This window comes from Desulfovibrio fairfieldensis (assembly GCF_001553605.1).
GTDB classification, from domain to species: domain Bacteria; phylum Desulfobacterota; class Desulfovibrionia; order Desulfovibrionales; family Desulfovibrionaceae; genus Desulfovibrio; species Desulfovibrio fairfieldensis.
The window spans coordinates 1,651,587-1,674,838 of the sequence record NZ_CP014229.1 but is presented as its reverse complement, the minus strand read 5'-3'; the positions used below and the strand labels follow the sequence as shown (position 1 = coordinate 1,674,838).

Sequence of the window (23,252 nt, the reverse complement as noted above, 5' to 3'; positions counted from 1 at the left end):
ATACCTTCCATGAATACAGAATCGGCCGTTAGCCACAAGAATCTGCTCCGTGACCATTCAAAGGCGATGTTAGGATGATCCTTTTTTATGCCATTCGCAGCAGGCAACACAGCGGGCTGCCGCAGCGTTATCCTCTAATCTGCCATTCTCAACATGGGGAAAAGCATATCGAGCTTCACTGCAATCTTCGCGTACGGCCTTTTTCCATCCCTCTTTTGTATACAGAAAAAATGTTTCCTGTCTGGAGATTGGTGCAAAAGCTTTAGCACACCGTTCTAGTAGGTCAGAGTCAAATTGTTGAAATTTATCGTGATCTTCGTATCTTCCAAAAGGAACAGTAAAAAGTAGTGTACCCCATGGTTTAAGAATCCTTTGAAATTCATGCAATACCCTAAAAACATCATTCAACGAATGTTCACAGCTATGGCCATCATACTGCCGGTTGTCCATGCCGACATGTTCGAGGGTAGAGACCGAGATAATAACATCAAATTCTTCGTCGCGATAGGGCGTATCCCGTAAGTCGTGAAAAATATAGGAGATACCCTGCTTCCACGCGCAGAATGCTTCTGGAGCCAAGGTCATAATATCCAGCTTTTTATTCTTCCATACTGGGTAGGATAGTACATGTTCATGGTTCATGGCGGATCCGGCATCCAAAATGCGGTAACTTTTGGGGGGAAGATGCGTCAGAATCCAAGGCCATTCTACTATCCGCTCATCTAGATTTTGACCATAGTTCGGGGGAAGGGACGCGCAAGAGTCAGCAAAAATTTGCATTAGGTTGCGTGAGTTCAACGTTTTCCGTACGAAAATATCGTGGGCAACATTGTAACCTTCAGACCAAGGTACTCTTCCCGCTTCAAGATATTTACGATATGCCTGTTCACGATACTGTTGTTCAAGCATAGAGACAATTTTTCCGCTTTTTTGGTGTATCTCTAATATATCGCGTACTTCTTTACTCATAGCATCTCCACCTCCATAGTGTGTAGATAATATAAAATATTATATTTATATTACCAATATCTTTAATTATGTATCATAACTTAGTGATAAATTTATGAATATAGCGCAGAACATACTCCCTGCACTATGCGCAGCACCTGCTTTTTGAAATTTGAAATATTGTATAAGTGTGTGCGGCTTAATCCTTTTTTTTTGAGGTCAAGACACAAGGCATCGTCCGTCCAGAGTCGGTGCAGAACATGAGCCATGTCGGCAGAGTCATCCGGTTTGAAATAGAGCGCCGCGTTGCCGCATTGATCCGGCATGCCGTAAATATTTGAAACAGCCAACGGGCACCCTAGGGCCATGGCCTCAAGCGGCGGAATGTTGGTGGGGCCGAAAAAGGTTGGCATGACAAGTGCTCGTGCATGATGATAGCACCATGCCAGCTCTTCCACCGGAAGATAGCCGGGCAAAATGAAATGCTGTCCTAAACCTTCGCTATTGAGAATCGCCATGAAGGGTTCAAAGCCGTTTTGTTTTGTGTTGCCCGCCGCCACTACCACAAGATCGGGAATCTCGATTTTGAGCCGGGCGACTGCCCGAGTCAGTCCTACATGGTTTTTATGCAACCAGAACTGGGCGGGATAGAAGAAAAATTTTTCAGGCAGATAGCATCCGGGGCGGCGCGGCACGCATTGTGTGACTTCATCGAATGCCGCGAAGGGCAGGATCTTGAGCTGTTCCTCGCGGACTTGATGGTAGCATTCGCGTACATGGCAAAGTCCTGTGTGTGAATCCACCAGGATGGTCTCACAGCGTGAAACCATACCTTGAAACAGGCTTTCTCTCATTGCGATTTCAGTTGGCGTTCCAACTTCGGGAAAGCGCGATTCATATCTATGCATGAGATCGTGAATGACGCCAATATGCCGCGCACCCTTCACATAGCGGGGGCAACCCATTTGTGGTGAGATCACCACATGAGGGCGGTAAACATCTATGGCTGCGTCCTCGGAAAATGGGAGAAGTGAGGTCAACAAAGAGCCTCGATGCGCATCGTCGTCTTCTCCGATGTTCTTCAGTGCCTCAAGAATTTTTTTTGCTACAGGGAGAAATTGCGGGGGGAACTTATATGTGCCAAGAATATGCCCTGGAAAGTTCAGGCGCGAACATAACTCCTTCCAGTCTCCGTCATCTTCATGCCAGACCTGAACTTCGAAGAAGTTAGGATCAAGCCCGGCAAGAGCCTCGACGAAGGCCTTGGCGTACTGGAAAGAGCCACCCCAAAAGCTTCGGGTTCGGGAATAGACTGCAATGCGTGTTTTCATAGTAGATTTTTTTGTGGTGTTTTCCGCAACAGCATCCAGGCAGCCCAATCCTCATCAATAGGCGCTTGCTCTTTGAGCCAGCCGTCTTCGGCCAGGAAGGCAAAGCCGGTGCGGGCGAGGCCGCGCAGCTCCTCAGGATACCAGCAGCGCATGGGGTGGTCCTCGCTGAAGGTAAAAACGCTGCCGTCCTCCTTGCGGGTCTGGGTCATGTCATAGTGCACAGTGACGATATTGCCCGCACTATTCCATGTGGGTGTAGCTTCCCTGAGGATGTGTATTTCTTCATTTTCCATGACTTTGATGCGGTGTTCCGGTTGAACCTTGAACACGCAGGGGGCGTGCCAGAAATCAAAGAGAAAAAGGCCGCCCGGCTTCAGATGCTCCCACGCGGTGCTCAAGAGAGCGCGGGCGTCTTCGTCGTTGTTTTGGTAACTCATGACGTGAAACAGACAGATGACGGCATCAAAGGTTTTGCCTAGTCGCACAGCGCGGATGTCGCCTTCACGGAGCACGGGAAGATCGGCAGGCGCGGGCCGTACGGCCGAAAGCATCTGGCGGCCCATGTCAAGCATTGTTTCCGAGATGTCCACCCCTTCCACGGCAAGTCCCTTCTTGCCCAGCTCCAGAGCATGGCGGCCTGTGCCGCAGCCAAGGTCAAGTAGGCTGTGGAGCGCGCGATTATCATTGGTCAACAGCCCCAGTACAAAATCCGTTTCTTCCGCGTAATTTTTGTCCTGGTACAGCAGATTATAGTACTTGGCATAATCCTCGAACATGGCTTACCATCCCTCGTTATGCGCGGAATGCGCGGATAGCCGCACAGACGCGATCAATATCCGCTTCTGTTAGCCCGCTGCCGCTGGGAAGATAGAAACCATTGTCCGCCAGATAGTCAGAAACCGGGTATGACCTCGCACAATCGCAGCCATATCGCTTCAAAGCGGGCTGGCGGTGCATGCCGTTGAAGAAAAGTCGTGTGTCGATTCCCTGTTGCCGCAGATGGGCGATGAGTTCATCTCTTCCCTTGCCATAATTGGGGGATAGGGCAATGCCGTTCATCCAGAAGACGCTTTCGCCTCTTTCTTGTTGGCGCTGAAGACGGACGCCGGGGATAGCGGCGAGTCGCTCGCGGTACATATGGCCGTGCTCTACCCTCAGGCACCAATATTCCTCCGCTTTTTCCGTTTGAGCAAGGCCGAGAGCGGCGTGCAGGTTGCTCATGCGGTAGTTGAATCCCAGGTCTTCATGCAGATAGGTTCGCGGGGCGTCCAAGGGAAAACAGACATTCTTGTAGTAGCGGCAGGCGTTGGCAAGCGCATCGTCATCGGTGACAACCATACCGCCTTCGCCAGTGGTGATGTTTTTATTGGCAAAAAAACTGAAGCCAGCGATACGCGAGAGCGCGCCCGCCTTGCGTCCCTGAAAAGTCGCGCCGTGGGCTTCCGCTGCGTCTTCCATGAGAGCGACGTTGTAACGGGAGGCGATTTCCTCCAGCGCGGCCATGTCGCAAGGGGTGCCGAAAATATGTACGGCCATGATGGCTTTTGTGCGTGGCGTGATCAATTTTTCCACTTCACGGGGCGAAATGTTCCAGGTGTCCGCGTCGGCGTCAACGAATACGGGCACGGCACCGGTACCGCAAACGGCAAGGGCGGAGGAGATCATGGTGAAATCTGGAATAATCACCTCATCCCCTTTGCCCACGCCCAAGGCCGTCAGGGCAAGATGCAGGGCCACCGTGCCGTTGCATACGGCTATGCCGTGCCGTACGCCACAATAGTCTGCAAAAGCCTGCTCAAAAGCCGAAACGTATGAACCCGAGGAGGAAATCCAGCCGCTTGCCACCGCATCGGTGACATATTTGAGCTCGTTGCCCGCAAGAAGCGGTTCGCAAACAGGGAGAAAGTCATTCATGAGCATTGCTCCTCGCTAGCGGACCGTCTTGCGGCACAAAACGTGTTTTGTCCATGTCACCGGCGTACGGTCCTTGCTTGACTTCAATCATTTCACTTGGTTCCAGCATATGGAAACCATGTCCGCCGTGAGCCAGCAAAACGACATCTCCGGGCAGCAGTTCACAGCTGCCGAGATGGTTTCGTGTGCCAGGCGCATAGAGATCAAGTCGGACGCGCCCCGAACGGATAAATAGGGTTTCCTGCGTCCATTCCACTTTGCGGGAAACCGGATTATGATCATGCGGAGGAATATCGTATCCTATGGGGCGATTCATGTAGCCGAGTTGTTGAGAGAATGTGCTCGGAGTAAAAAATTTAATATCTTTGTTTTTGTAAGCAGTTCGCAAAAGTACAGCAAGCACGGTTTCATCATAAAGAAAATACTCCAAACCGTGTTCGGGACATTCATGATGCAAATATTTTTTCTGTAAATCTGCGCAATGTGGTGTGTGCTCAGCCATATATAATCCCATAGACATTGGTTGGAGGGTGCCGATGTTTTTACGGTAACAGGTTTTAAGCAATGTTTATGCCGAAGTAATGTTTGCCGGTGAAAGGACAGAGCCATCTTTTGAAGGGAATGGCATCATGGCTGAGCGTATCGATTCGGAGACTGAGAGGATAATTTTTTTTTGACTGTTGCCGCCATCCGCTGGTAATCACAGCACAGTCGTAAAAAAATATTTTTTTGTTTGGCATCCAATAAGTCGGTACTTAGAGCGGCAAGCTGCGGGTGGCGAGTTGAAAGAAAACCTGTCGCTTTTTCAAGAGTACGGCAGAAATGAGCGGCAAAGCCACTGGCCCGCAAGAAATATTCGCCGGCGAAGTAGCGTTCCGCCAGAATCAGATGGGCATCTTCTATCTTCGTCTGTGCTGCAAGCGCAGCGGTCCTCAGTATGGCTTTGGACGATTCGTCCAGCAGTTTTAGAGCGAACTGAGGCGCGCTTGAGTAGAGTCCGCAGGCGCTGCAGATAGTTCCGGCGGCGTGCGCCAGCCAGCCGTAAAATTTTCCGGCCCGGGGAAAATCCGGCCTGGTTTCCAGCAGCATACTGATTTTAAAACGAATAGCGGCATCGTGGGCCAACTGTCGTGGCATCTGGCTGGTCATGCTTTGGCCGTGCTGCCGGTAAATGACCAAGCCCTCGGGATTGACTCCAAAACGTTTGCCCAGAGCGGCGCAACGCAGCCAATAGTCCTGATCTTCACAGGCCTTGAGGTCAGGATCAAAAAAACCGATTTCCTGTGCGGCGTTGGCGCGCAGCATAAAGGTATGCACTGGAGAAATGTTGCTGCGGCAGAGGTGCATGTCCAGATGGGCGCATTTGAGAGGCCATAAATAATTTGCCGTCGAGCCGTTCTTATTTTCAAAGGTTTGAAGGCTCAGGCAGACGCTGACGTCCAATTCCGGATGGGCTGTAAAATTGTCCAGATGGCTTGCCAGCGTTCCGGCGGTCAGTAGGTCGTCAGCATCCAAAAAAACAAGGTAATCACCTTTAGCGGCCCGGATTCCTGTATTGCGCGCCGCTGAAAGCCCCTGATTTTCCTGATAGATATACTGGATGGACGACCCGAGACGTTGAGCCACGGCAGCAGTGTCGTCCGTGGAGCCGTCGTCCACGACAATGATTTCTACTGCCAGCCCGTCTTTTTTCTGACCCAGCACGCTGTTGACGGCGTCGGGCAAGAAGCGACCGTAATTGTAGCAGGGGATAATGACTGAAATGCGGCACGGCGTGCTTATCATATTCATTTCCTGTCAGCGATATTTGGGACAATCCCCGAAGGCAAGTCCTTCCCGGTCTTTGGCGGAGACGACAAGGGCTTCGGCGAGTAATGGCCACGTAATGCCGGGAACTGGATCATCCCAGCGCAGACAGTATTCGTCATCAGGCGCGTAATACGTTGTGCACTTGTATATGAATTCCGCCTCTGAACTCAGTACCAGAAAGCCGTGCGCAAAGCCGGGCGGTACCCAGAGCATATGGCGATTCGCATCATCGAGGAGAGCGGCGAAGTTTTGGCCGAACGTGGGCGAGGAAACACGCAGATCAACGACCACATCGTAAACTTGCCCGTGAACCACCCGCACCAGCTTGCCCTGAGGCTGCCGGAGCTGATAGTGCATGCCGCGCAGGACGCCTTGACGGGACTTGCTGTGATTGTCCTGAACAAAAGTATGCGGGCCGCATTGGGCCTCAAATTCATTCTGACGAAAAGTTTCCATAAAAAAACCGCGTTCGTCGCCGTGGACAACCGGGATCATCAGCACTGGACCATTAGGGGCCAACGTCTTGAATTCCATCTTTTTCCCTTCAGCGCGCCTGCAACAGGCGCAATAGATATTGGCCGTAACCGGTTTTGGCAAAGAAATGTCCGGCTTGTTCCATGGCCGTGTCGTCTATCCAGCCCTGTCGCCAGGCGATTTCTTCCAGGCAGGCTACTTTGAGCCCCTGGCGTTCCTCAATGGTCTGGACATAGGCCGAGGCTTCCAGAAGGCTGGCGTGTGTGCCTGTATCCAGCCAGGCAAAGCCGCGTCCCAGTTTTTCCACGCGCAGTTGGCCGCGTTCAAGATAGGCTTGGTTGACACTGGTGATTTCCAGCTCGCCGCGCGCCGAGGGAAGGATCTTCTTGGCGATGTCCACTACAGCGTGGTCATAAAAATACAGTCCGGTGACGGCAAAAGGCGACAGGGGCTTGGTCGGCTTCTCCACGATAGCCATGGCTTTACCCGCATCGTCAAAGCTCACCACGCCGAAGCGTTCGGGGTCTTTGACCATATAGCCGAAAATGGTGGCTCCCTGCCGCTGGGAGGCGGCGCGCAACAGTTTTTCGGTGAAATGCTGGCCGTGAAAGATATTGTCGCCCAGAATCAGGCAAACCGGCGACGACTCCAGAAAACGCTCGCCGATGAGAAAGGCTTGGGCAATGCCCGCGGGTTCGGGCTGCACGGCATAACTCAGGCTCAGTCCGAAACGGGAGCCGTCTCCCAGCAGGCGCTGGTACTGGGGCAGGTCCAAGGGGGTGGAAATGACCAGTATTTCCCTGATTCCCGCCAGCATGAGCACGGACAGGGGATAATAGATCATGGGTTTGTCGTAAATGGGCAGAAGCTGTTTGGACACGCCCAGGGTAATGGGGTGCAGGCGCGTGCCCGTGCCGCCGGCCAGAACAATGCCTTTGTAGTCCATGCCTCCCTCTCCTCAGACCCGGGTGCCCAGGCGTTCGCAACGATAACTGCCGTCCAGAACGGCCCGCCACCAAGCCTCATTGTCGAGGTACCAGCGCACGGTTTTGCGCAGGCCGGTGGCAAAACTTTCGCGCGGCCGCCAGCCCAGCTCCGTGGCGATCTTGGAGGCGTCAATGGCATAGCGACTGTCATGGCCGGGCCGGTCGCGCACAAAGCTGATCAGATCCGCATAGCGGCTGACCCCCGCCGGTTTCTGAGGCGCCATTTCTTCCAGAAGTTCACAAATGGCGCGCACCACGTCGATATTCCTTTTTTCGCAGTGCCCACCCACGGCATACGTTTCGCCCACACACCCGCGCGCCAGCACCAGGAGCAGGGCGCGCACATGATCCTCCACATGGAGCCAGTCGCGGATCTGGCCGCCGTCGCCATACACAGGCAGCTCCCGCCCGGCCAGGGCATTGAGAATGGTCAGAGGAATCAATTTTTCCGGAAATTGGCGCGGCCCGTAATTATTGGAGCAATTGGTCACCAGAGTTGGCAGGCCGTAAGTGCGCTGCCAGGCCCGCACCAGATGGTCCGAAGCCGCTTTGCTGGCCGAATAGGGCGAACTGGGCGCATAGGGCGTCTCTTCAGTGAAAAAGCCCTGGCCGCCGCTCAGATCGCCGAAAACCTCATCTGTGGAAATATGATGGAAACGAAAATCCCGAGCCTTGGGGGAACCCGAGGCAGTCAGGCTTTTCCAGTAGCGACGGGCCTCTTCCAGCAGGACAAAGGTGCCGTGCACGTTGGTTTCCAGAAAGGCCGCCGGGCTGTCAATGGAGCGGTCCACATGGCTTTCCGCCGCCAGATGCATGACCGCGTCCGGCTCAAAAATTTCAAAGGCCGCGCGCATGGCCGCAGCATCCGCGATGTCGGCCTGGATGAAATTATAACGCGAATTGTCCGCCACATCGGCCAGGGAGGCCGGATTGCCGGAGTAGGTGAGTTTGTCCACGTTGACCACGCGCCAAGCGCTGGCCGAAAGCATCTCGCGGACTACAGCCGAGCCGATGAAGCCCGCGCCGCCCGTAACCAGAAGAGTATGTGCCATCAATTCATCCTGTGGGACAGAAGCATAGTGATATGTCCGAAGTAATAGCAAAATCCGTTCCGCAAGGCAAAGTTCGCCGCGTACCCCGTAGCCTTTTGTTATGCACAAGTGCAAGGCCGTAAATTTTTTATTTAACTATAATAAATAATAAGGTATTTTTAGAACATGCGCCTCTTGTCAACAGGCGCGGATGGGGATACTTCAAAAGAAGTATAAGGTAATATATGAAAAAGCTGTTGCCCCTGACCTTCTTTTTGTTTCCGCTGTTCTTTTTCGGCGGCGGCTTTTTGACAATACAGAGCGGCGGAAAAAGCATTTGGAGCCATAACCATGACAGAGTCGGTCATCAAGGAGATGCTGGCCAAGATTGACGTACAGATAAACGGATCCCGACCTTGGGATATTCAAATACATAACCATCGCCTTTGGGACCGGGTCATCCGCCAGGGCAGCCTGGGCCTCGGCGAAGCCTATATGGAAGGCTGGTGGGACTGCCAAGCCCTGGACCAGCTCTTTTACCGGATTATGCGCGGCGACCTGGAAAAGCATTTCCGGCTGACACTGCCGGTCTTGCTGGGCATTGCCGCCTATGCCTTGCGTAATTTGCAAAGCGTGGCCCGCGCACGCATGGTGGCCAGAGGGCATTATGACTTTGACAACGACATGTTTGAAGCCATGCTCGACCCATTCATGCAGTATAGCTGCGGTTATTGGGAACACGCCGACAGCCTGGAGCGGGCCCAGCAGGATAAAATGGAGCTGATCTGCCGCAAATTGCAGTTAAAGCCGGGTATGCGCGTCCTGGACATCGGCTGCGGCTGGGGCGGCCTGGGGCGCTACATGGCACAGCAGTATGGTGTGCATGTGACGGGCGTCACAGTTTCCTGGGCTCAGGCCCAATATGCCGAGAGCCACAGCCAGGGCCTGGATGTGGAGTGGCTGCTGAAAGACTATCGTTCCCTGATCGGGAAGTATGAGCGCGTTGTTTCCGTGGGCATGTTCGAGCATGTGGGCCACAAAAACTATGCCGTGTTCATGGATTCGGCCTATCATCTGCTCCGTGAGGACGGCCTTTTTCTGCTGCACACCATCGGCGCCAATCAGAAACGCCTTTCCGTGGACCCGTGGATTGAAAAATATATCTTCCGCAACGGCATCCTGCCCAGCATTGCCGAGATCGGTAATGCCATTGCCGGACGTTTTGTCATGGAAGACTGGCACAATTTCGGGGCCGATTACGACAAGACTCTGATGGCCTGGGCCGAGAACTTCAGACGAGGACGGGAAGAGGGAAAATTCTCTTGCTCGGAAAGCGTGTTTCGTATGTTTCATTACTATTTGCTGAGTTGCGCCGGGGCGTTCCGCGCGCGTGATCTGCAATTGTGGCAGATCGTACTCAGCCCGCACGGGGCTGTGGGAGGATATTGTCGGCCCTGAAGCCGCAATGCCATGCCGAAAGCAAATCATATGGAAAAGGCCGCGCGACGGTTGCGCATTATGGAAGGCGACATCACCCGCCAAGCAGTGGATGTCGTTGTCAATGCCGCCAATGAAGGCCTGCTGGGCGGAGGCGGCGTGGACGAAGCCATTCACCGTGCCGCCGGACCGGAACTCCTGGCCGTCTGCCGTCCTCTGGGCGGTTGTCCCACGGGCGAGGCCAAAGTCACGCCCGGCTTTCGCCTTCCCGCGCGCTATGTCATCCACACAGTGGGCCCGGTCTGGCGGGGCGGCACGCACGGCGAAGCGCGTCTGTTGGCCTCGGCATACCGACGCGCTCTGGAAGAGGCCGTGGGCGTCAAGGCGCGGGTTGTGGCCTTTCCGGCCATTTCCACCGGTGTTTACGGCTATCCGGCACGGGAGGCGGCTCATATCGCCGTGGCCACGGTGCTGGATTTCCTGCGCGATCACCCGGAACCGGACGAGGTGCGGCTGGTTTGTTTTTCCCCGGCTTCCCGTATGGCCCATGAGGAAGCGCTGCGGGAATGCCTCGGCATATGTAGCGATTCATCTTTGTAAGACATTGGCGGCAAAGCCCCCGTTCGAATCTAGGACGGGGGCTTTGTCGCGTTTAGAGCCTTTCAAGTAGAATGTCGGCTATGACAGGCCGAGCAGTTGCGGCAGGAATGTGGAAAGCCGGGGGAAGAGCACAATGACGACCAGGGCCAGCAATGCCGCGAAAATCAGCGGCAGGGCCGGTTTGCTGATCTGCTCCATGCTCAGGCCGCTGATGTTGGCCCCCACATACAGATTGACCGCCACGGGCGGCGTGACTTGTCCCACGGCCAGGTTGACCGTCATCATGATGCCGAACCAGATGGGATCCCAGTGAAAGTGGGCCATGATGGGCAGCATGAAGGGCAGAAAAACGTAATAAATGGAGATGGCGTCCAGCAGCATGCCTGCCAGCAGCAGGATGATGTTGATCATCAGCAGCACAACCCACTGGTTGTCCGACAGGGAGAGCAGCACGGCCGAACCTTTTTCCACCAGGCCCACGGTGGAGGCCACCCAGGAATAAAGGCCCGCGCAGGTCACCACAATCATGACCACGGCTGTGGCCCGCATGCTGGCGGAAAAAATTTCGAACAGCATGTTCAGGCTGTTGATGGTGCGGTAAATGAACACGCCCACGAACAGGCCATAGAACACGGCCACAGCCGCGGCCTCGGTGGGCGTGAACACGCCGCCGTAAATGCCGCCGAGAATGACCACAGGCGTCATTATGCCCCAGAAGGCCTCGCGCAAGGCCTTGCTCACCGGCTGGCCGCGCTTTTCGCCCCGGTAGCCCTTTTTGCGCGAAATGATCAGCACCGCGCCCATGATGAACAAGGCCACAATGACGCCGGGGATAAAGCCCGCCGCGAACAGCGCCGGTACCGAGACATTGGCCACGCCGCCGTAGACGATGAAGGCGATGCTCGGCGGAATGACGATGGCCAGACCCGAGGTCACGGAAACCGTGGCCGCGGCAAAGGCTTTGTCATAGCCCGCCATGGCCATGCCGGGGATCAGGATCAGGCCCAGCGCGGCCACCGTGGCCGGGCCGGAGCCGCTTACCGCTCCCCAGAAGGTGGCCACGGCCACGGTAGCCACGGCCAGGCCGCCGGTCATGGAGCCGGTCAGGGCTTCCATCAGGGCCACAATGCGCGCCGCGATGCCCGCGCGCTCCATGATATAGCCCGCCAGGATGAAGAAGGGGATGGCCAGGAGGGGAAATTTGGCGATGCCCGCGAAAAAGTTGTAGGAGAGCATGCTGAAGCCCATGTCCCACTTCCAGACGACCACCAGGGCCGCAAAGCCCAGGGAAAGGGCGATGGGCACCCTGAGCAGCAGGGGGATCAGAAAGAGCGTGAGCAGCCAGAACGCGGGGTCCTGAAACAAGGTTGTTTCCATGACGACCCCCTCTAGTAGTTGCCCGAGCGCAGATCGGCGCAGGACCGTTGCAGCATGCGGAAAATAATCAGCAGGGAAAAGAGCGGCGTGGCGATAGTGTACCACCAGACCGGAATGCCCAGGGACTCGGAAATGGATTCCAGATCGTACTCGTCCAGCACTTCCAGCGTGCCGGTCCAGCACAGCGCCCCGAAAAAGGCGATGCAGAGCAGCATGCCGAGCCAGTAGCAGATCCGGCGCGCGTTGCGCGGCAGTGCGTCATAGAGCAGGTTCATGCCCAGGTGGCTCCCTTCCCGGAAAGAGCGCGCCGTGCCCAGCAGCACCACCCAGACAAAAAAATTGACGGTCAGCTCCTCGGTCCAGGCAAAGGAAAAAGACGTGCAGTAGCGCACGATCACATTGATGAACGCGATGCTCACCATGACCGCCAGCAACAGCGAGCCGAGAAGTTCCTCAAAGCGCGTATCCAGAAAACGCAACATCCTGCTCTCCGCATTCCGGCGCGGATGCCGGAGCAAAGGCCCGTTCGCCAACAGGCGCTGAGCTTCGGCATCCGCCCGACTCTTTAGAGCATTTCCACTTTGAAACCGCCCTAACGCCGTACACGGTGCGGCGCGCCGCGAAGCGGCGTGGATTCTGGTGAAAACCACGTTTTTCGCCAGAATGCCGACTTTGAAATTTGTAAAATTTCAAAGTTAATCTGCTCTAGTTACTTGGCGGCGGCCATGTCCTCTTCAGCGGCTTTGACCAGATCCGGGCCGATCTTGGCGGTCCAGTCCGCGCGCACCTTTTGGGTGGCCTCATGGAACTTGGCGATCTGTTCCGGGCTCAACCGGGTGACGATCATGCCCTGTTGTTCCATGAAGGCGTAGGGCTCGGTCACTTCCGGCAGCTTGTCGATGCTCTTCAGGTAGGCCAGGGAAGAGCCGTCGTCCATGCACAGGCGGGAAAGCGCCTTGCCGTATTTTTCGGTTTCCGCGGCGCATTCCAGAAGCAGTTTCTGGTCCTCGGGGCTGAAGCTCTTCCAGACCGTGGGGTTCACGCCCATGAGCAGCGGGTCGATGATGTAGTGCCAGTCGCAGTGATACTTGTGATAATCCCAGATTTTCAGCGGGATATTGATGCCGTTGGTGGGGTTTTCCTGCCCGTCCACCACGCCCTGCTGGAAGCCGGTGGTGGCTTCGCTCCAGTTCATGTTCACGGGATTGGCGCCCAGCGCCCGGAAGGTCTCAATGAAGATGGGGCTGCCCACCACCCGGATCTTGAGCCCGCTCATGTCCTCGGGCTTGCTGATGGGGCCCTTGCTGGTGGTCATTTCGCGAAAGCCGTTCTCGGCCCAGCCGATGATTTTCACGCCCTTTTTCTCAATGGCGTCAACCATCATCTTGCCGGATTTGCCCGCCATGACGGCGTCCATGGCCTTGTAGCGGTCCGGCTGCACGGCCAGGAAGAAGGGCAGGGCCGTGAGGTTCAGTTCCTTGATCTGGGGGGACCAGTTGATGGTCGAAGCCAGGGCGAAGTCAATGGCCCCGTTGCGCAGCATCAGGAATTCCGAGGTCTGCTTGCCCGCCAGCAGCTGGCTGGAAGGATAGACCTTGATGTTGATGCGCCCCTGCGAGCGTTCGCGCACAAGGTCGGCGAAATACGCGGCGGTCATGCCCCAGCCGGACGTGGCGCCGGGCACCACGCTCAGTTTGTACTCGGCTTTGTAAGGGGCCGCCGGGGACGGGAGCGGCGCGGCCAGCAGACAGGCGCAGAGCGCCAGGGCGCTCCGGAGCAAACAGCGTTTCATCAGTAAAACCTCCTCTGAAGATATGCGCGGTAAAATCAGATATTTTATCGCGGGATCGACTGCGGCGCGCCGGGCGTCAGAGCCGCGGCAGGACCAGAAGCAGAGCGGGCAGCACCGCCACCAGAGCCAGGGTGCTGAAAATCCAGCAGGCATTGGCCAGATCCAGGTCCAGACTGAACAGGGACGGGGGCACCAGCGCGGTCATGGCCACGGGCATGGATGAGAGCACGGCCACCACTTTCAGGGGCAGGCCGTTGTCGATGGCCCCGTAACCGACTGCCTTGGCAATGCCGGTGATCAACAGCGGCACGCCGATGAATTTTATGGCGCACACGGCAAGGCTCTGGCGGGTATACCGGGCCAGGCGCGACAGCCGCAGGCTCAGACCGATGGCAAACAGAAAAAGCACGGTAGCCAGAATCATAAAGCCGGAGGCCAGGCGGCCGCAGAATTCCGGGCGGGGCACATGCAGCAGATTGAGCGCGATGCCGAGCAGAAGGGCGCTGAGCACCACTTTTAAAATGGGATCAAAGCGCAGATTGCGGAAGGAAAGCCGTTGGCCGCCGTTTTCCCGGCTGTACCAGCGGGCGATAGGAAAGGAAACGCTGAAATAAAACAGTTCCTCGCAGAGCCGGTACAAGGCCACCAGGGCGATGGCGCTTTCGCCGAGAAAGAGCACGCAGACCAGTGAGCCCACGGCGCCGATGTTGGTGAAGGTGCCGCAGCAGTACAGGCTGCCGGTCTGGGCCCGGTCCAGCCTGAGCCAGCGGGCGAAGAGCAGCGAGAGGGCGCCGCCCCAGATCCAGGCGGCAAGGCCCAGCAGGGGGAGGGCCAGCAGGCGCGTGTCCGGCGAGGGCAGGCCCCAGAGGGAGAGCATGGCCGAGATGGGAATCAGCACAAAGACCGCCGCTGTCTGCAGGCGTTGACGCGCAAGGATCAGGGTTCCCTCGGAAAGGCGGACGCGCCCGGTCGTGACGGCGTGCCGGAAGGCATAGCCCGCCGCCAGGCTGACGAAAATGATCCCGAGAGTGAGCAGCAACCTGTCCATGAAAAACCGGCTCCGGCCATTACAACATTTTGCGTTTGAAATGTTACACATCTCAAACTCTACACCGCCCGAGTGCTGCGGGGTCCGCTCACGCGACCGCCAGAGCAATTAACATTTGAAATGAGTGAATTGCCTTGGCACGGAAGTTTCCCCAACGGGTTCCGAAACAAAAGGGGGAAACAGGATATGGTCTCGGCCAATTCTTGTCAAAGCAAACAGCCGGACGACGCCGTGCGCGCATGGCGGGCACGCACTCAGGGCAAGCTTTCCGTCACCACCCGTACGCTGCTCGCCCGGCCCAGGTCGTCAACGGCCGTGAGCCGGGTGACGCCCGGCGCGGCCTGCCAGAGCAGCGGTTCGTCCGGCTCGCTGCGGCCAAGATAGCGCGTATCCGCGAACCAGTAGACGCAGCCCGCGTCGGCGTCCGCGTCGGCCAGCAGGGGAATTTTTTGCGGATGTTTGAGGCTCGCCGCATAGACCAAGCCCGGTTTGGGCGAAGAAATCAGCGGGGCGCGGCCGGGAACCTGCCAGGGGGTATCCGTCTCGCGGCATTCCGGAGCCAGAGGTGGGGCCGGGGGCTTGCGTACGCCGGCCTGACTGAAAAGACGACGCAGGTCGGCGGGCCAGAATTCCCAGACGACTTCCCTGGTGCGTCCCGGCACGGCCCGGCATTGACGAAAGCCCGTCGCATCATCCACCAGGATGCGTCGCAGAATGCCCGAATCGCGGATGGGCGAGATGCCGGGGATGAACCAGGTGCCGGTCTGGCGCGATGGTTCCGGGCAGAGGCTGAGGTCCGTATCGCCCGTGGCCGTGCAGACGGCGATACGGCGGATATTCAAGCCCTCGTCGTCGGCGGCCGGATCCGGCAAAGCGCCGGTCGGGTTCAGGGCCTCAAGGGAGCGCCGGATACTGAAGAAAATGGGGGTCGCCGCGTGCAGGCCATTGAAGCCGGGATTGGCCGCGCCGTCAAAACGGCCCACCCAGACTACCAGGACGTAAGGCCCGAAAACCCCGGCGGTCCAGGCGTCGCGCAGGCCGTTGGACGTGCCGGTTTTCCAGTAGGTCGGCGTGCGGTCAAAGCCTTGGGGCGACGGCGCGCGCAACATTTGCAGAGCCACAAAGGCCGCTTCGGGCTTGAGCAGGGGAAGCGGACCGGTCGCGTGTTCGTCTCGCCGGAGCACGGGAGCGCGCCAGATGCCCCGGTTGGGCAGCAGGGCATACAGCCCGGCCAGCTCGCGCATGCTCACCTCCGCGCCGCCCAGAACCAGGGCCAGTCCGTAATGCTCCGGTCCGTGCTCGAAACGCACCCCGGCTTTGCCCAAAAAACCGTACAGGCCCGGCGCGGGCAACTGGCTGGCCAGAGCGATGGCGGGGATGTTGCGACTGCCCAGCAGGGCCATACGCGCGCTGATAGGGCCGCGAAAACCGCCGTCGGCATTTTCCGGCTCATAGCCTTTGAACGCGCGCGGCGTGTCGGAAAGCAGGGTTTCCGGATGGATCAGTCCCTCCTGCAGGGCCAGGGCGTAAATAAAGGGCTTCAGGGTGGAGCCGGGCGAGCGTCGCGCCGCCGTGCCGTCCACCTGCCCCTGGATCGCGGCGTTGAAATAATCGGCTGATCCGGCCAGGGCGAGGATTTCACAGCTGCGCCAGTCCAGCAGCAGGGCGGCGGCATTGTCCATGCCCCACAGCCGTCCGGCCTCCACGGCCCGGCGCAACTGGCGCTCCAGCAGGCGTTGCAGGCCGAGATCCAGGGTGGTGGAGATACGGCCTTGGGGCAGTTCGCTTCCGGCCAGCAGGCTGTCCACGGCATGCGGCGCGGCAAAGGGCAGCTCTGAAAGCGCATGCACCCGCAAAGGCACATTGGGCAGGCCTTGGCCGGCATCCTGCGGATGGGCCTCGCGCCAGATTCTGTCCAGGCGCGCACGGGCCAGGGACAGGGCGCGGCCCCGGCTTGCCAGGGGATTGCGCGCAGCCGGGTGCTGGGGCACCGGTGCGAGGGCCAGAATTTCGGGCAGGCTGAGTTCGGCGGCCTCCTTGTGGAACCAGATGCGCGCCGCCGCGCCCACGCCTTCCACATTGGCGCCGTAGGGCGCAAGATTGAGGTAGGCTTCGAGAATTTCATCCTTGCCGTAATGCCGTTCCAGCACCAGAGCCTGCCAGATCTGGCGCAGTTTGCCGGGAATGCTGGCCGTGGAGAACTTCCGGGTCAGGCGCACCACCTGCATGCTGATGGTGGAGCCGCCCATGCGGCGGCCCCCGAGAGCCATCTGGGCCACGGAACGCAGCAGGGCCAGCGGATTGACGCCGGGGTGGCGATAAAAGGAACGGTCCTCGTAGAGCAGGGTGGCTTCCATGAGTTCCGGGGGCATGGCCGTCAGGGGCGTGAAAATACGGTATGTGCCGTCCGGGGCCAGGGTAATGCGCAGCACGCGGTCCCGGCGGTCCAGAAAAATGCGCGAGAAGCCCGCCTTGCCGTAAAGGTCGGGCCTGGGCGCGGCATGCAGCGCCAGCACAAAGGCCAGCGCCGCGCAGCAGAGCGAAAGCGGGAGGCCGACAAGGACCAGCCTCCCGCACGAACGCCGTTTACTCCTCAATGACTATCTTCTCCGGCAGGCTCAAGGCCCGGGCTTCCGGGTCGTACATGGCTTCGGCCTGCACGGGCGGCCAGGTAAATTCGCCCCGGCCCGTGATCTTGACCCGGTAGCGGAAAACCCGCTCGCTCGTCGCCAGATCCGTGAAAATCAGCATCCGGTCTTCCCGGCGTTCGGCATAATCGGGCTCCATGTCCCGGTCCTCGTGGACGCTTCCCTGATTTGTGGCCAGTTCCGCGCTTTCTCCGCTCTGGCTGACCACAAATTCAAAGCAGCCGGGCAGCATGTCCACAAGGGCGATATTCTCCCGCTCTCTGTCAAAGGCGCGGGCAATGACAGCTACCACCACCTCGTCGCCCTGCCGGGGGGCTGTGACGGGATCGCCTTCGGGCGTGCGCAGTTCGCGCCGTATGCTGAGCCCTTTGCTGACGGCCTGCGTGGGCAGATCCCGCCCGAAGCCCACGTTTTCCAGTTGCCAGAAAAAGGGCGCGTCCGCCGTGAAGCTCAGCCCGGCCAGTTGCTCCAGCAGCGCGCGGGAGGGCGCGCCGCTTTCGCTGTCCAGGGCCAGGGCGCGCACGCCCTGGCCCTGAAGCGGCGGCAGAGCAAGCGTTTGGCCTGTCTGATCCAGCCCGCTGACCGAGGCCTGCGCCAGCCCGGCGTCCAGGCTCTGGCTGTACGCCATCAAGGCCCTGGCCGCCTGCGCCGCCGAGATGGTCGTATAGCGCTGTTGCGCCGCCAGGTCGAAGATGTCGTCGAGCATGTCCTGGGCCTTCTGCCCCCGGAGTTCCTCCGGGAATTGTCCTGCCAGCACCGTAAGAAACAGGGCGCGGGAGCTCAAGCCGTCGAAAGGATAATCCGCCCGGAAGGATTTCGCGGCCTCGGGACGGTATCCCCTGATCAACTCTCCGGCCAGTTTGTCTTCTCTCATCAGTTTCCAGCTGCCGGCCATGAACACGGTGGTCAGGTCATTGCGCCACTGCTCCGGCCCATAACGCTCCAGCCAGGCCGAGAGTGTGGCCAGGATGTTGCTGGTCAGTACGCCGTTGCGGGTCAGCACCCATGTCGCATAGGCCTTGACGCGGGCGTCTTCCAGGCTGTCGGGGCTCTGCATGGCCTCCTGTTCCAGAGCGGCCAGGAATCCTTTGTCCAGGCCTCCGGCCAGAGAGAGGCCCGCCGCCCTGGCGGTGGTCAGGAAGTCCGCCGCATAGGCGGAAAGGAAGAGATCGCCTCTGCCGCCACCGGGCCAGGTCGCGAAATGCCCTTCATCCAGCTGCCGGGCTTGAAGCATCTGCATGGTTTCCAACACCCAGGCACGAATTTTCTGTGGCGTGTAGCGGGCGTCAGGCGGCGTCAATTCGGGCCGGGCCAGAAGCGCCAGGTCGGGAAAAGCCGCGCTGACGCGTTGCTCCGTGCAGCCGTAAGGATACGCGGCCAGCCAGCGCATCAGGCCGTGGGCCAGCGGCAACGGCAGGGCGGAGATGGAGGCGCGCAGTTCCGCGAACTGCGGGTAGAGTCGGCGGGGCGACTTGGCCTCGGCCGTGTACGGGGCCTGCCCGACCCGGCCCAGAAGCACGTCGGTGGAGCGCGGCAGCGCGGGCCGGATGGAAAGGCCCATGGGCCGCGTCACCGTTTCGCCGGGCTGGCCGGGCAGGGGCGTGGCAATAAAGCTCAGCTCGTGCCCTCCCGGCAGGTCCTCGGCGCGGAAGCGCAGGCGCACAGTCTGTTGCCGTGCCGGTTTAAGATCCAGGGGCTCGGGCAGAGCGTCCAGCAGCGTGCAGCCGCCGTCGCTCCGCACGCCAAGAGCCACCCGGCGCGCTGTGTCCTCCTGACCCTCCGGACGTTCCAGCATGTCCGTCAGGCTGACGGAGGCCTCAAAGACATCGCCCGGCGTCACGAAAAGCGGCAGCATGGGTTGAATGACGACTTCGGCCCTGGACACGGCCTCGGTCCGGGCCGCGCCCACGGCTCCGGGCGCGCAGCCCACGGCCATGATCCGCAGTTTGCCGTTGAATTGCGGCGGCACCGGGATCTGGACCAGGCTTTCCTCGGGCCCCACGTCAAGCACGCCGGACCAGAAGACCATGGGCGCTTCGCCGGGCCTGCGGAACGGGTTCTGACCCAGGGCGGCTTGATTCGGCGGAGCGGGAGCTTCGCCGCCGCCAAAGGCCGAAATCATGCCGCGCAGGTGGCGGTATTCCGGCATCAGCAGGTCGAAATACTGATAGGTGTCCACCTCCAGGGCCCGGTCGCCCAGCAGTGCCCGCAGGGGGTCGGGCGTGGCGTAGGAGGTGAGCTGCAAAATGCCTTCGTCCACGGCGAAGACAATGGCTTTGGACGGTTGTTCGGCGCGCACCCGCACGGGGAGGGTCTGCCCCGGCCTGACCACCCGGCTTGCCGCGCGTGCGGCGTCCGCTTCGGTGCGCACGCTCAGGCCCAGATCGCGTCCCCGCATATTGATGCTGAACGGCAGCACCACGCTGGCCTGAGGTTGGGTAAAGATATCCGCGTCGTCCATGGACCGGAAGTAGGTGATATTGCAATATACCCGGCCTTCAGTCCCCCTGGGCAGGGTCAGGCGCTGCACGCTCTGTCCGGCCTGGGCTGTGAACCATGTTTCAGCCAGCACGTCTTCCCGCTCCACCGTAATCAGGCCCGCGCCTTTGTAAGGCGTGTTCAGGGCTATTTCCATGGTTTCGCCCGGGGCGTAGTCCTGCTTGCTGAGTTTTGCGGTAAGCCTGGCCTCGTGCTCCTCGCCCAGGCGCGCCTGGGCCGTACCGGCTACTTCGTAGGGCACTCGCAGGACCAGATTGCCGGTCTTGTCGCGGGCTTCCAGCAGATGCGGGCCCGGTTCGTCCAGGCGCAGGTCCACAACCGCCTTTTTGTCCATGCGAAGCTTTTGCGTGCCCAACGGCTTGCGCCGGGGCAGATTCTGATAGCGGTACTGTCCCTGGCCGTCGCGGGTCAGACTGCGCGTATAACTGATGCCCACAAAGCTCAGTTCCAGTTCTCCCAGGTCCACGAGGGCGAGTTTATGGTCCACGGCCAGCAGGTCCAGCCGGGCTTTGCCGTGCTGGGGCAGATAGTTCAGGTCGGCGTCGCTACGCCAGCCCACTACTGATTCCAGAGGCGAAAACAGCAGGGAAGCGTCGGCCATGACGCTGCGCCCGCCGCCGGCGTCCATGCCTTCGGCCAGGGCGCTCAACCGGAAGGTGGAGTTCTCGTAGCCCGCCAGATCCAGGGCGAACACGGCGTCCCCCTGGTCGTCGGTCTGCCGGGTCGGCACTTCCGCCGATTGGCCGTTCAGACTCCGGGCCGCATTGTAAAAGTTGTAGTCGGCATATTCGCGGAAGTGAAACGCTGCGGGCGCGAAGCGCACTTGCAGTTTGACGTCGTGGCCCACAGCGGGCGCGCCGAAGAGATTGACCAGATTCACCCGCGCGGACAGGCCGTTTTCCTGATCCTTTTCCGGCCCTTGTTTCAGGTCCTGGGGCCGCAGCCAGCCCTTGCCCGCGCCGGGCGTGAGCCGCAATTGCAGGCGAAGGGTTTCGGGCTGGAATTCCTCCACCATGACCCTGGAAACGCGCAAAACTTCGCCGCGCTGTCCGCCGTCGGCGGTGCTCAGGCGCAATTCCCAAGGGCCGGTGGGGGCTATTTCCTCCAGGGGGAAAGATAGTTCGCCGAAACCCTCGGCCGCCAGCGTGATTTTTTTACCGGCCGCCTTGTTGCCGCGCGGATTGTACAGCGTGGCCCGCAACGGCAGGCCCGCAAGCTCCGTGGAGCCCCATTGTCCCTGTTTGACCAGATAGCCGAAATGCAGGCTTTCACCGGGACGGTACATGCCGCGCTGGCTGAACAGATAGGCGTTGAGCCCCTGGTCGGAAAGCCGGTTGCCGCCCACGTCGAAGCGCGAATAATTGAGCTTGCGTGCATATTGCTCCAGGGGCAGGAAGGCCAGATCGCTCCCCTGGGCCGCCGCCAGGGCCAGGGGCTTCTTTTCGCGCGTGAAGCCCGCGAGAGAGGGCAGCACGGCCTTGCCGCGCGCATCGGTTCTGGCGCTGAACACAGGCAGGCCATTGGCTCCGATCACCTGGACGTTCACATTGCCGCGCGGTTTGCCGTCGGCCAGGCTGACGGCATAGACCACACTTCCGCCCTGGGCGGAGGTCTTATGGATCAGGCCCAGGTCCGTCATCAGCACAAAGCGGTTTTCTTTACTCACGCTGTCGGCGTCGCGCCGACCCGTGAGGCTGAGATAGAACAGGCCTTTCTGACCGTCGCGGAGCAGGGGGCGCAGATTGAGCGCGCTGAACTGGGCCGACATGGCGTCACGCCGCTGCAGCGGCAGGCTGCCCCGGCTGATGACGCTCAGATTGTCAAGATCCGGGCGGCTGCCGGTATAGGCCTGGTCATAATCGTAATTGTCGTAGTCCAGTTGATCCAGGTTGGCCAGCAGAAAGGTATTGAGAAATTCGGGCCGGATCTGGGCCACTTCATAGTCCACGGCATCCAGATTGCGGCTGTAGATGGAGACCACGGCGTCGCCGGTCAGAGCCAGCACGCCGCCCTTCTGCATAATACGCAGAGCTTCGGGAAAGGCGGGCGTTTGCAGCAGCTTCCGGCTTTCCGCGCCGGAATGCAGCCCCGCGGCGCTGGCCAGGCCCTGGGGCAGGCACAACAACAGGCTGCGGTCGGCCTCCAGGTTGTCGGCAATAGCGAAGAAAATATCCGTGGACGGCTTGTCCTCCTCATCCCCGGCTTGCAATGCGAGCCGGGGAGCCTGGGAGACTATTTCCGGAGTGAGCTGTTCCATGGTCCAGGCCGGGGCTCGCCGGGATTTTTCGTTTCCATCGCCCTCTTCGTCTTCGTTGTCGGGCTGTCTTTGTTCCTCACTTTCCAGGCCCGGCGGCAAGAGGCGCACGTCCAGCTTGCCCAGAACCTCCGAAGGCTTGACCGGCAGGGAAAAATGCAGCGCAAGCACCATCTGCGCCCGCAGGTCGGGTCGGGTGGCAACGCTGAGATCAGCGGCGTTCAGTGTGAACAGGTTGTCGATAGTGGGCAGGCGCACGAAAAAGTCCTCGCCCTTGGAAGGGGGGCCACCGTGCACCGCCGTGAAGCCCGGCGCCAGGGAGACGCGCAGGCCCGCGTCTTTTGCCGCCAGGCGCAGGACCGGCAGGCTGTAGTTCAGACGATCATCACCGTTGAAATGCAGCACGGGCTCACCCAGCAAGAGGCCTTCGCCCTGGGGAGTGGCGCTGAAACGGCTCTCCACGCCGGTTTTGTCCACAGACGAATTGAAGTGTATTTCGCCGCTGACGGTCATGGTTTTGAGATTTTCAGGATCAAATTTGAAGCTGCCCGTAATTTTTGCGCGCAAAGGCGCGCTGCGGAAGGTCACCGCGCCGGACACGGCTGTGCGCGGCGGCAGGGCCCGGCTGATATCCACCTTGTAGGCCGTGTCCACGGGCCAGCCTTTTTCCGGGAAAAAGAGCAGGCGGTCTCCGCTCCATTCCCAGTGGCCCGGAATGGGCGGCGTGATCGTTACTTCGGGCGCGGGCCGTCTGCCGAAATTACGCCGACAGACCGATTCGCCGTCCTCGCCGTAGGCATCCCGGCACTTTTGCTTGTCCATGCTGAAGCCCAGTTCCAGCCTTTCCCGGCCGCCGGGTTGCTCCACCGGGCCTTCAAAACGCCAGTAACTGATCAGGCCGTTGACCTTCTGGGGGATCGGAGTCTTGTATTTCGGCGCGGCCCAGGCGTTTCCAACAGACAGGAACAACAGAAAAAGGGCAAATACAAGCCTGTTGCGCACAGTGCCGAAAATGAGCTCGGGCGTGGACATGCTGATTCTCCGGGCTTGGAGGTGGGATAAAAATATTTTTATTTTGAGCTTGCCTAAAGCCGCACTGTTGTC

18 protein-coding genes are annotated in these 23,252 nt (G+C 59.3%); 3 read left to right on the top strand and 15 right to left on the bottom strand.

All coding sequences use genetic code 11. From position 1 onward, the window contains the following. Positions 1-69 precede the first annotated feature (69 nt). The 9 genes from AXF13_RS15875 to rfbB form a co-directional block, all read right to left on the bottom strand. The gene (locus AXF13_RS15875) at positions 70-969 is read right to left on the bottom strand and encodes a class I SAM-dependent methyltransferase (protein WP_083521991.1); all 900 of its coding nucleotides are present in this window, start codon (positions 967-969) and stop codon (positions 70-72) included. 92 nt (positions 970-1,061) lie between these two features. Next, on the bottom strand, positions 1,062-2,279 hold the full coding sequence (locus AXF13_RS15870; protein ID WP_083521990.1) for a glycosyltransferase family 4 protein: 1,218 nt from the start codon (positions 2,277-2,279) through the stop codon (positions 1,062-1,064). After that, positions 2,276-3,055, bottom strand: a complete 780-nt coding sequence (locus AXF13_RS07155) for a class I SAM-dependent DNA methyltransferase (RefSeq protein ID WP_062252219.1) — start codon at positions 3,053-3,055, stop codon at positions 2,276-2,278. Before AXF13_RS07155 ends, AXF13_RS15870 begins: the two co-directional genes overlap by 4 nt. Positions 3,056-3,071: 16 nt before the next feature. Beyond that, positions 3,072-4,193, bottom strand: coding sequence for a DegT/DnrJ/EryC1/StrS family aminotransferase (locus AXF13_RS07150; RefSeq protein ID WP_062252218.1), 1,122 nt, complete (start codon positions 4,191-4,193; stop codon positions 3,072-3,074). Further along, positions 4,186-4,695 (bottom strand): hypothetical protein, encoded by a 510-nt coding sequence (locus AXF13_RS15865; RefSeq protein ID WP_223299996.1) that lies wholly within the window; start codon positions 4,693-4,695, stop codon positions 4,186-4,188. Before AXF13_RS15865 ends, AXF13_RS07150 begins: the two co-directional genes overlap by 8 nt. Before the next feature lie 125 nt (positions 4,696-4,820). Next, positions 4,821-5,978 carry a glycosyltransferase family 2 protein gene (locus AXF13_RS07140; protein ID WP_083521989.1) on the bottom strand — a complete coding sequence of 386 codons (1,158 nt, stop codon included), beginning with the start codon at positions 5,976-5,978 and terminating at the stop codon, positions 4,821-4,823. A gap of 12 nt (positions 5,979-5,990) precedes the next feature. Beyond that, positions 5,991-6,536, bottom strand: coding sequence for a dTDP-4-dehydrorhamnose 3,5-epimerase (gene rfbC / locus AXF13_RS07135; protein ID WP_062252216.1), 546 nt, complete (start codon positions 6,534-6,536; stop codon positions 5,991-5,993). Between the two features lie 10 nt (positions 6,537-6,546). Further along, complete coding sequence (rfbA, locus tag AXF13_RS07130; RefSeq protein ID WP_062252215.1) at positions 6,547-7,422, bottom strand: glucose-1-phosphate thymidylyltransferase RfbA; 876 nt, start codon at positions 7,420-7,422, stop codon at positions 6,547-6,549. A 12-nt stretch (positions 7,423-7,434) separates the two neighbouring features. Next, entirely contained in the window at positions 7,435-8,514 is a 1,080-nt protein-coding gene (rfbB, locus tag AXF13_RS07125; protein WP_062252214.1) for a dTDP-glucose 4,6-dehydratase, read from the bottom strand. Between the two features lie 224 nt (positions 8,515-8,738). Between rfbB and AXF13_RS17055 the strand changes: the two genes are divergently transcribed. Genes AXF13_RS17055 through AXF13_RS07115 form a run of 3 tightly spaced genes read left to right on the top strand, consistent with a single transcriptional unit; the run spans position 8,739 to position 10,530 of the window. Then, the gene (locus AXF13_RS17055; RefSeq protein WP_190276387.1) at positions 8,739-8,885 is read left to right on the top strand and encodes a hypothetical protein; all 147 of its coding nucleotides are present in this window, start codon (positions 8,739-8,741) and stop codon (positions 8,883-8,885) included. Further along, positions 8,845-9,951, top strand: coding sequence for a cyclopropane fatty acyl phospholipid synthase (gene cfa, locus AXF13_RS07120; RefSeq protein WP_062252213.1), 1,107 nt, complete (start codon positions 8,845-8,847; stop codon positions 9,949-9,951). The genes AXF13_RS17055 and cfa overlap by 41 nt, the downstream gene beginning before the upstream one ends. 30 nt (positions 9,952-9,981) lie before the next feature. Further along, positions 9,982-10,530, top strand: coding sequence for an O-acetyl-ADP-ribose deacetylase (locus AXF13_RS07115; RefSeq protein ID WP_062252212.1), 549 nt, complete (start codon positions 9,982-9,984; stop codon positions 10,528-10,530). Between the two features lie 78 nt (positions 10,531-10,608). Here the strand turns inward: AXF13_RS07115 and AXF13_RS07110 are convergent, their stop codons facing one another. The 6 genes from AXF13_RS07110 to AXF13_RS07085 form a co-directional block, all read right to left on the bottom strand. Continuing rightward, positions 10,609-11,907, bottom strand: coding sequence for a TRAP transporter large permease (locus tag AXF13_RS07110; RefSeq protein WP_062252211.1), 1,299 nt, complete (start codon positions 11,905-11,907; stop codon positions 10,609-10,611). A gap of 11 nt (positions 11,908-11,918) precedes the next feature. Then, positions 11,919-12,389, bottom strand: coding sequence for a TRAP transporter small permease (locus tag AXF13_RS07105; protein ID WP_009301521.1), 471 nt, complete (start codon positions 12,387-12,389; stop codon positions 11,919-11,921). A gap of 227 nt (positions 12,390-12,616) precedes the next feature. Next, positions 12,617-13,699 (bottom strand): DctP family TRAP transporter solute-binding subunit, encoded by a 1,083-nt coding sequence (locus AXF13_RS07100; RefSeq protein WP_062252210.1) that lies wholly within the window; start codon positions 13,697-13,699, stop codon positions 12,617-12,619. Between the two features lie 76 nt (positions 13,700-13,775). Continuing rightward, positions 13,776-14,747 carry an AEC family transporter gene (locus AXF13_RS07095; protein WP_062252209.1) on the bottom strand — a complete coding sequence of 324 codons (972 nt, stop codon included), beginning with the start codon at positions 14,745-14,747 and terminating at the stop codon, positions 13,776-13,778. Positions 14,748-15,001: 254 nt separating this feature from the next. Beyond that, a complete protein-coding gene (gene pbpC, locus AXF13_RS07090; protein ID WP_062252208.1) occupies positions 15,002-17,344 on the bottom strand; it encodes a penicillin-binding protein 1C in 2,343 nt (780 codons plus the stop codon). Continuing rightward, positions 17,334-23,180 carry an alpha-2-macroglobulin family protein gene (locus AXF13_RS07085; protein ID WP_062252207.1) on the bottom strand — a complete coding sequence of 1,949 codons (5,847 nt, stop codon included), beginning with the start codon at positions 23,178-23,180 and terminating at the stop codon, positions 17,334-17,336. Before AXF13_RS07085 ends, pbpC begins: the two co-directional genes overlap by 11 nt. Positions 23,181-23,252: the final 72 nt, after the last annotated feature.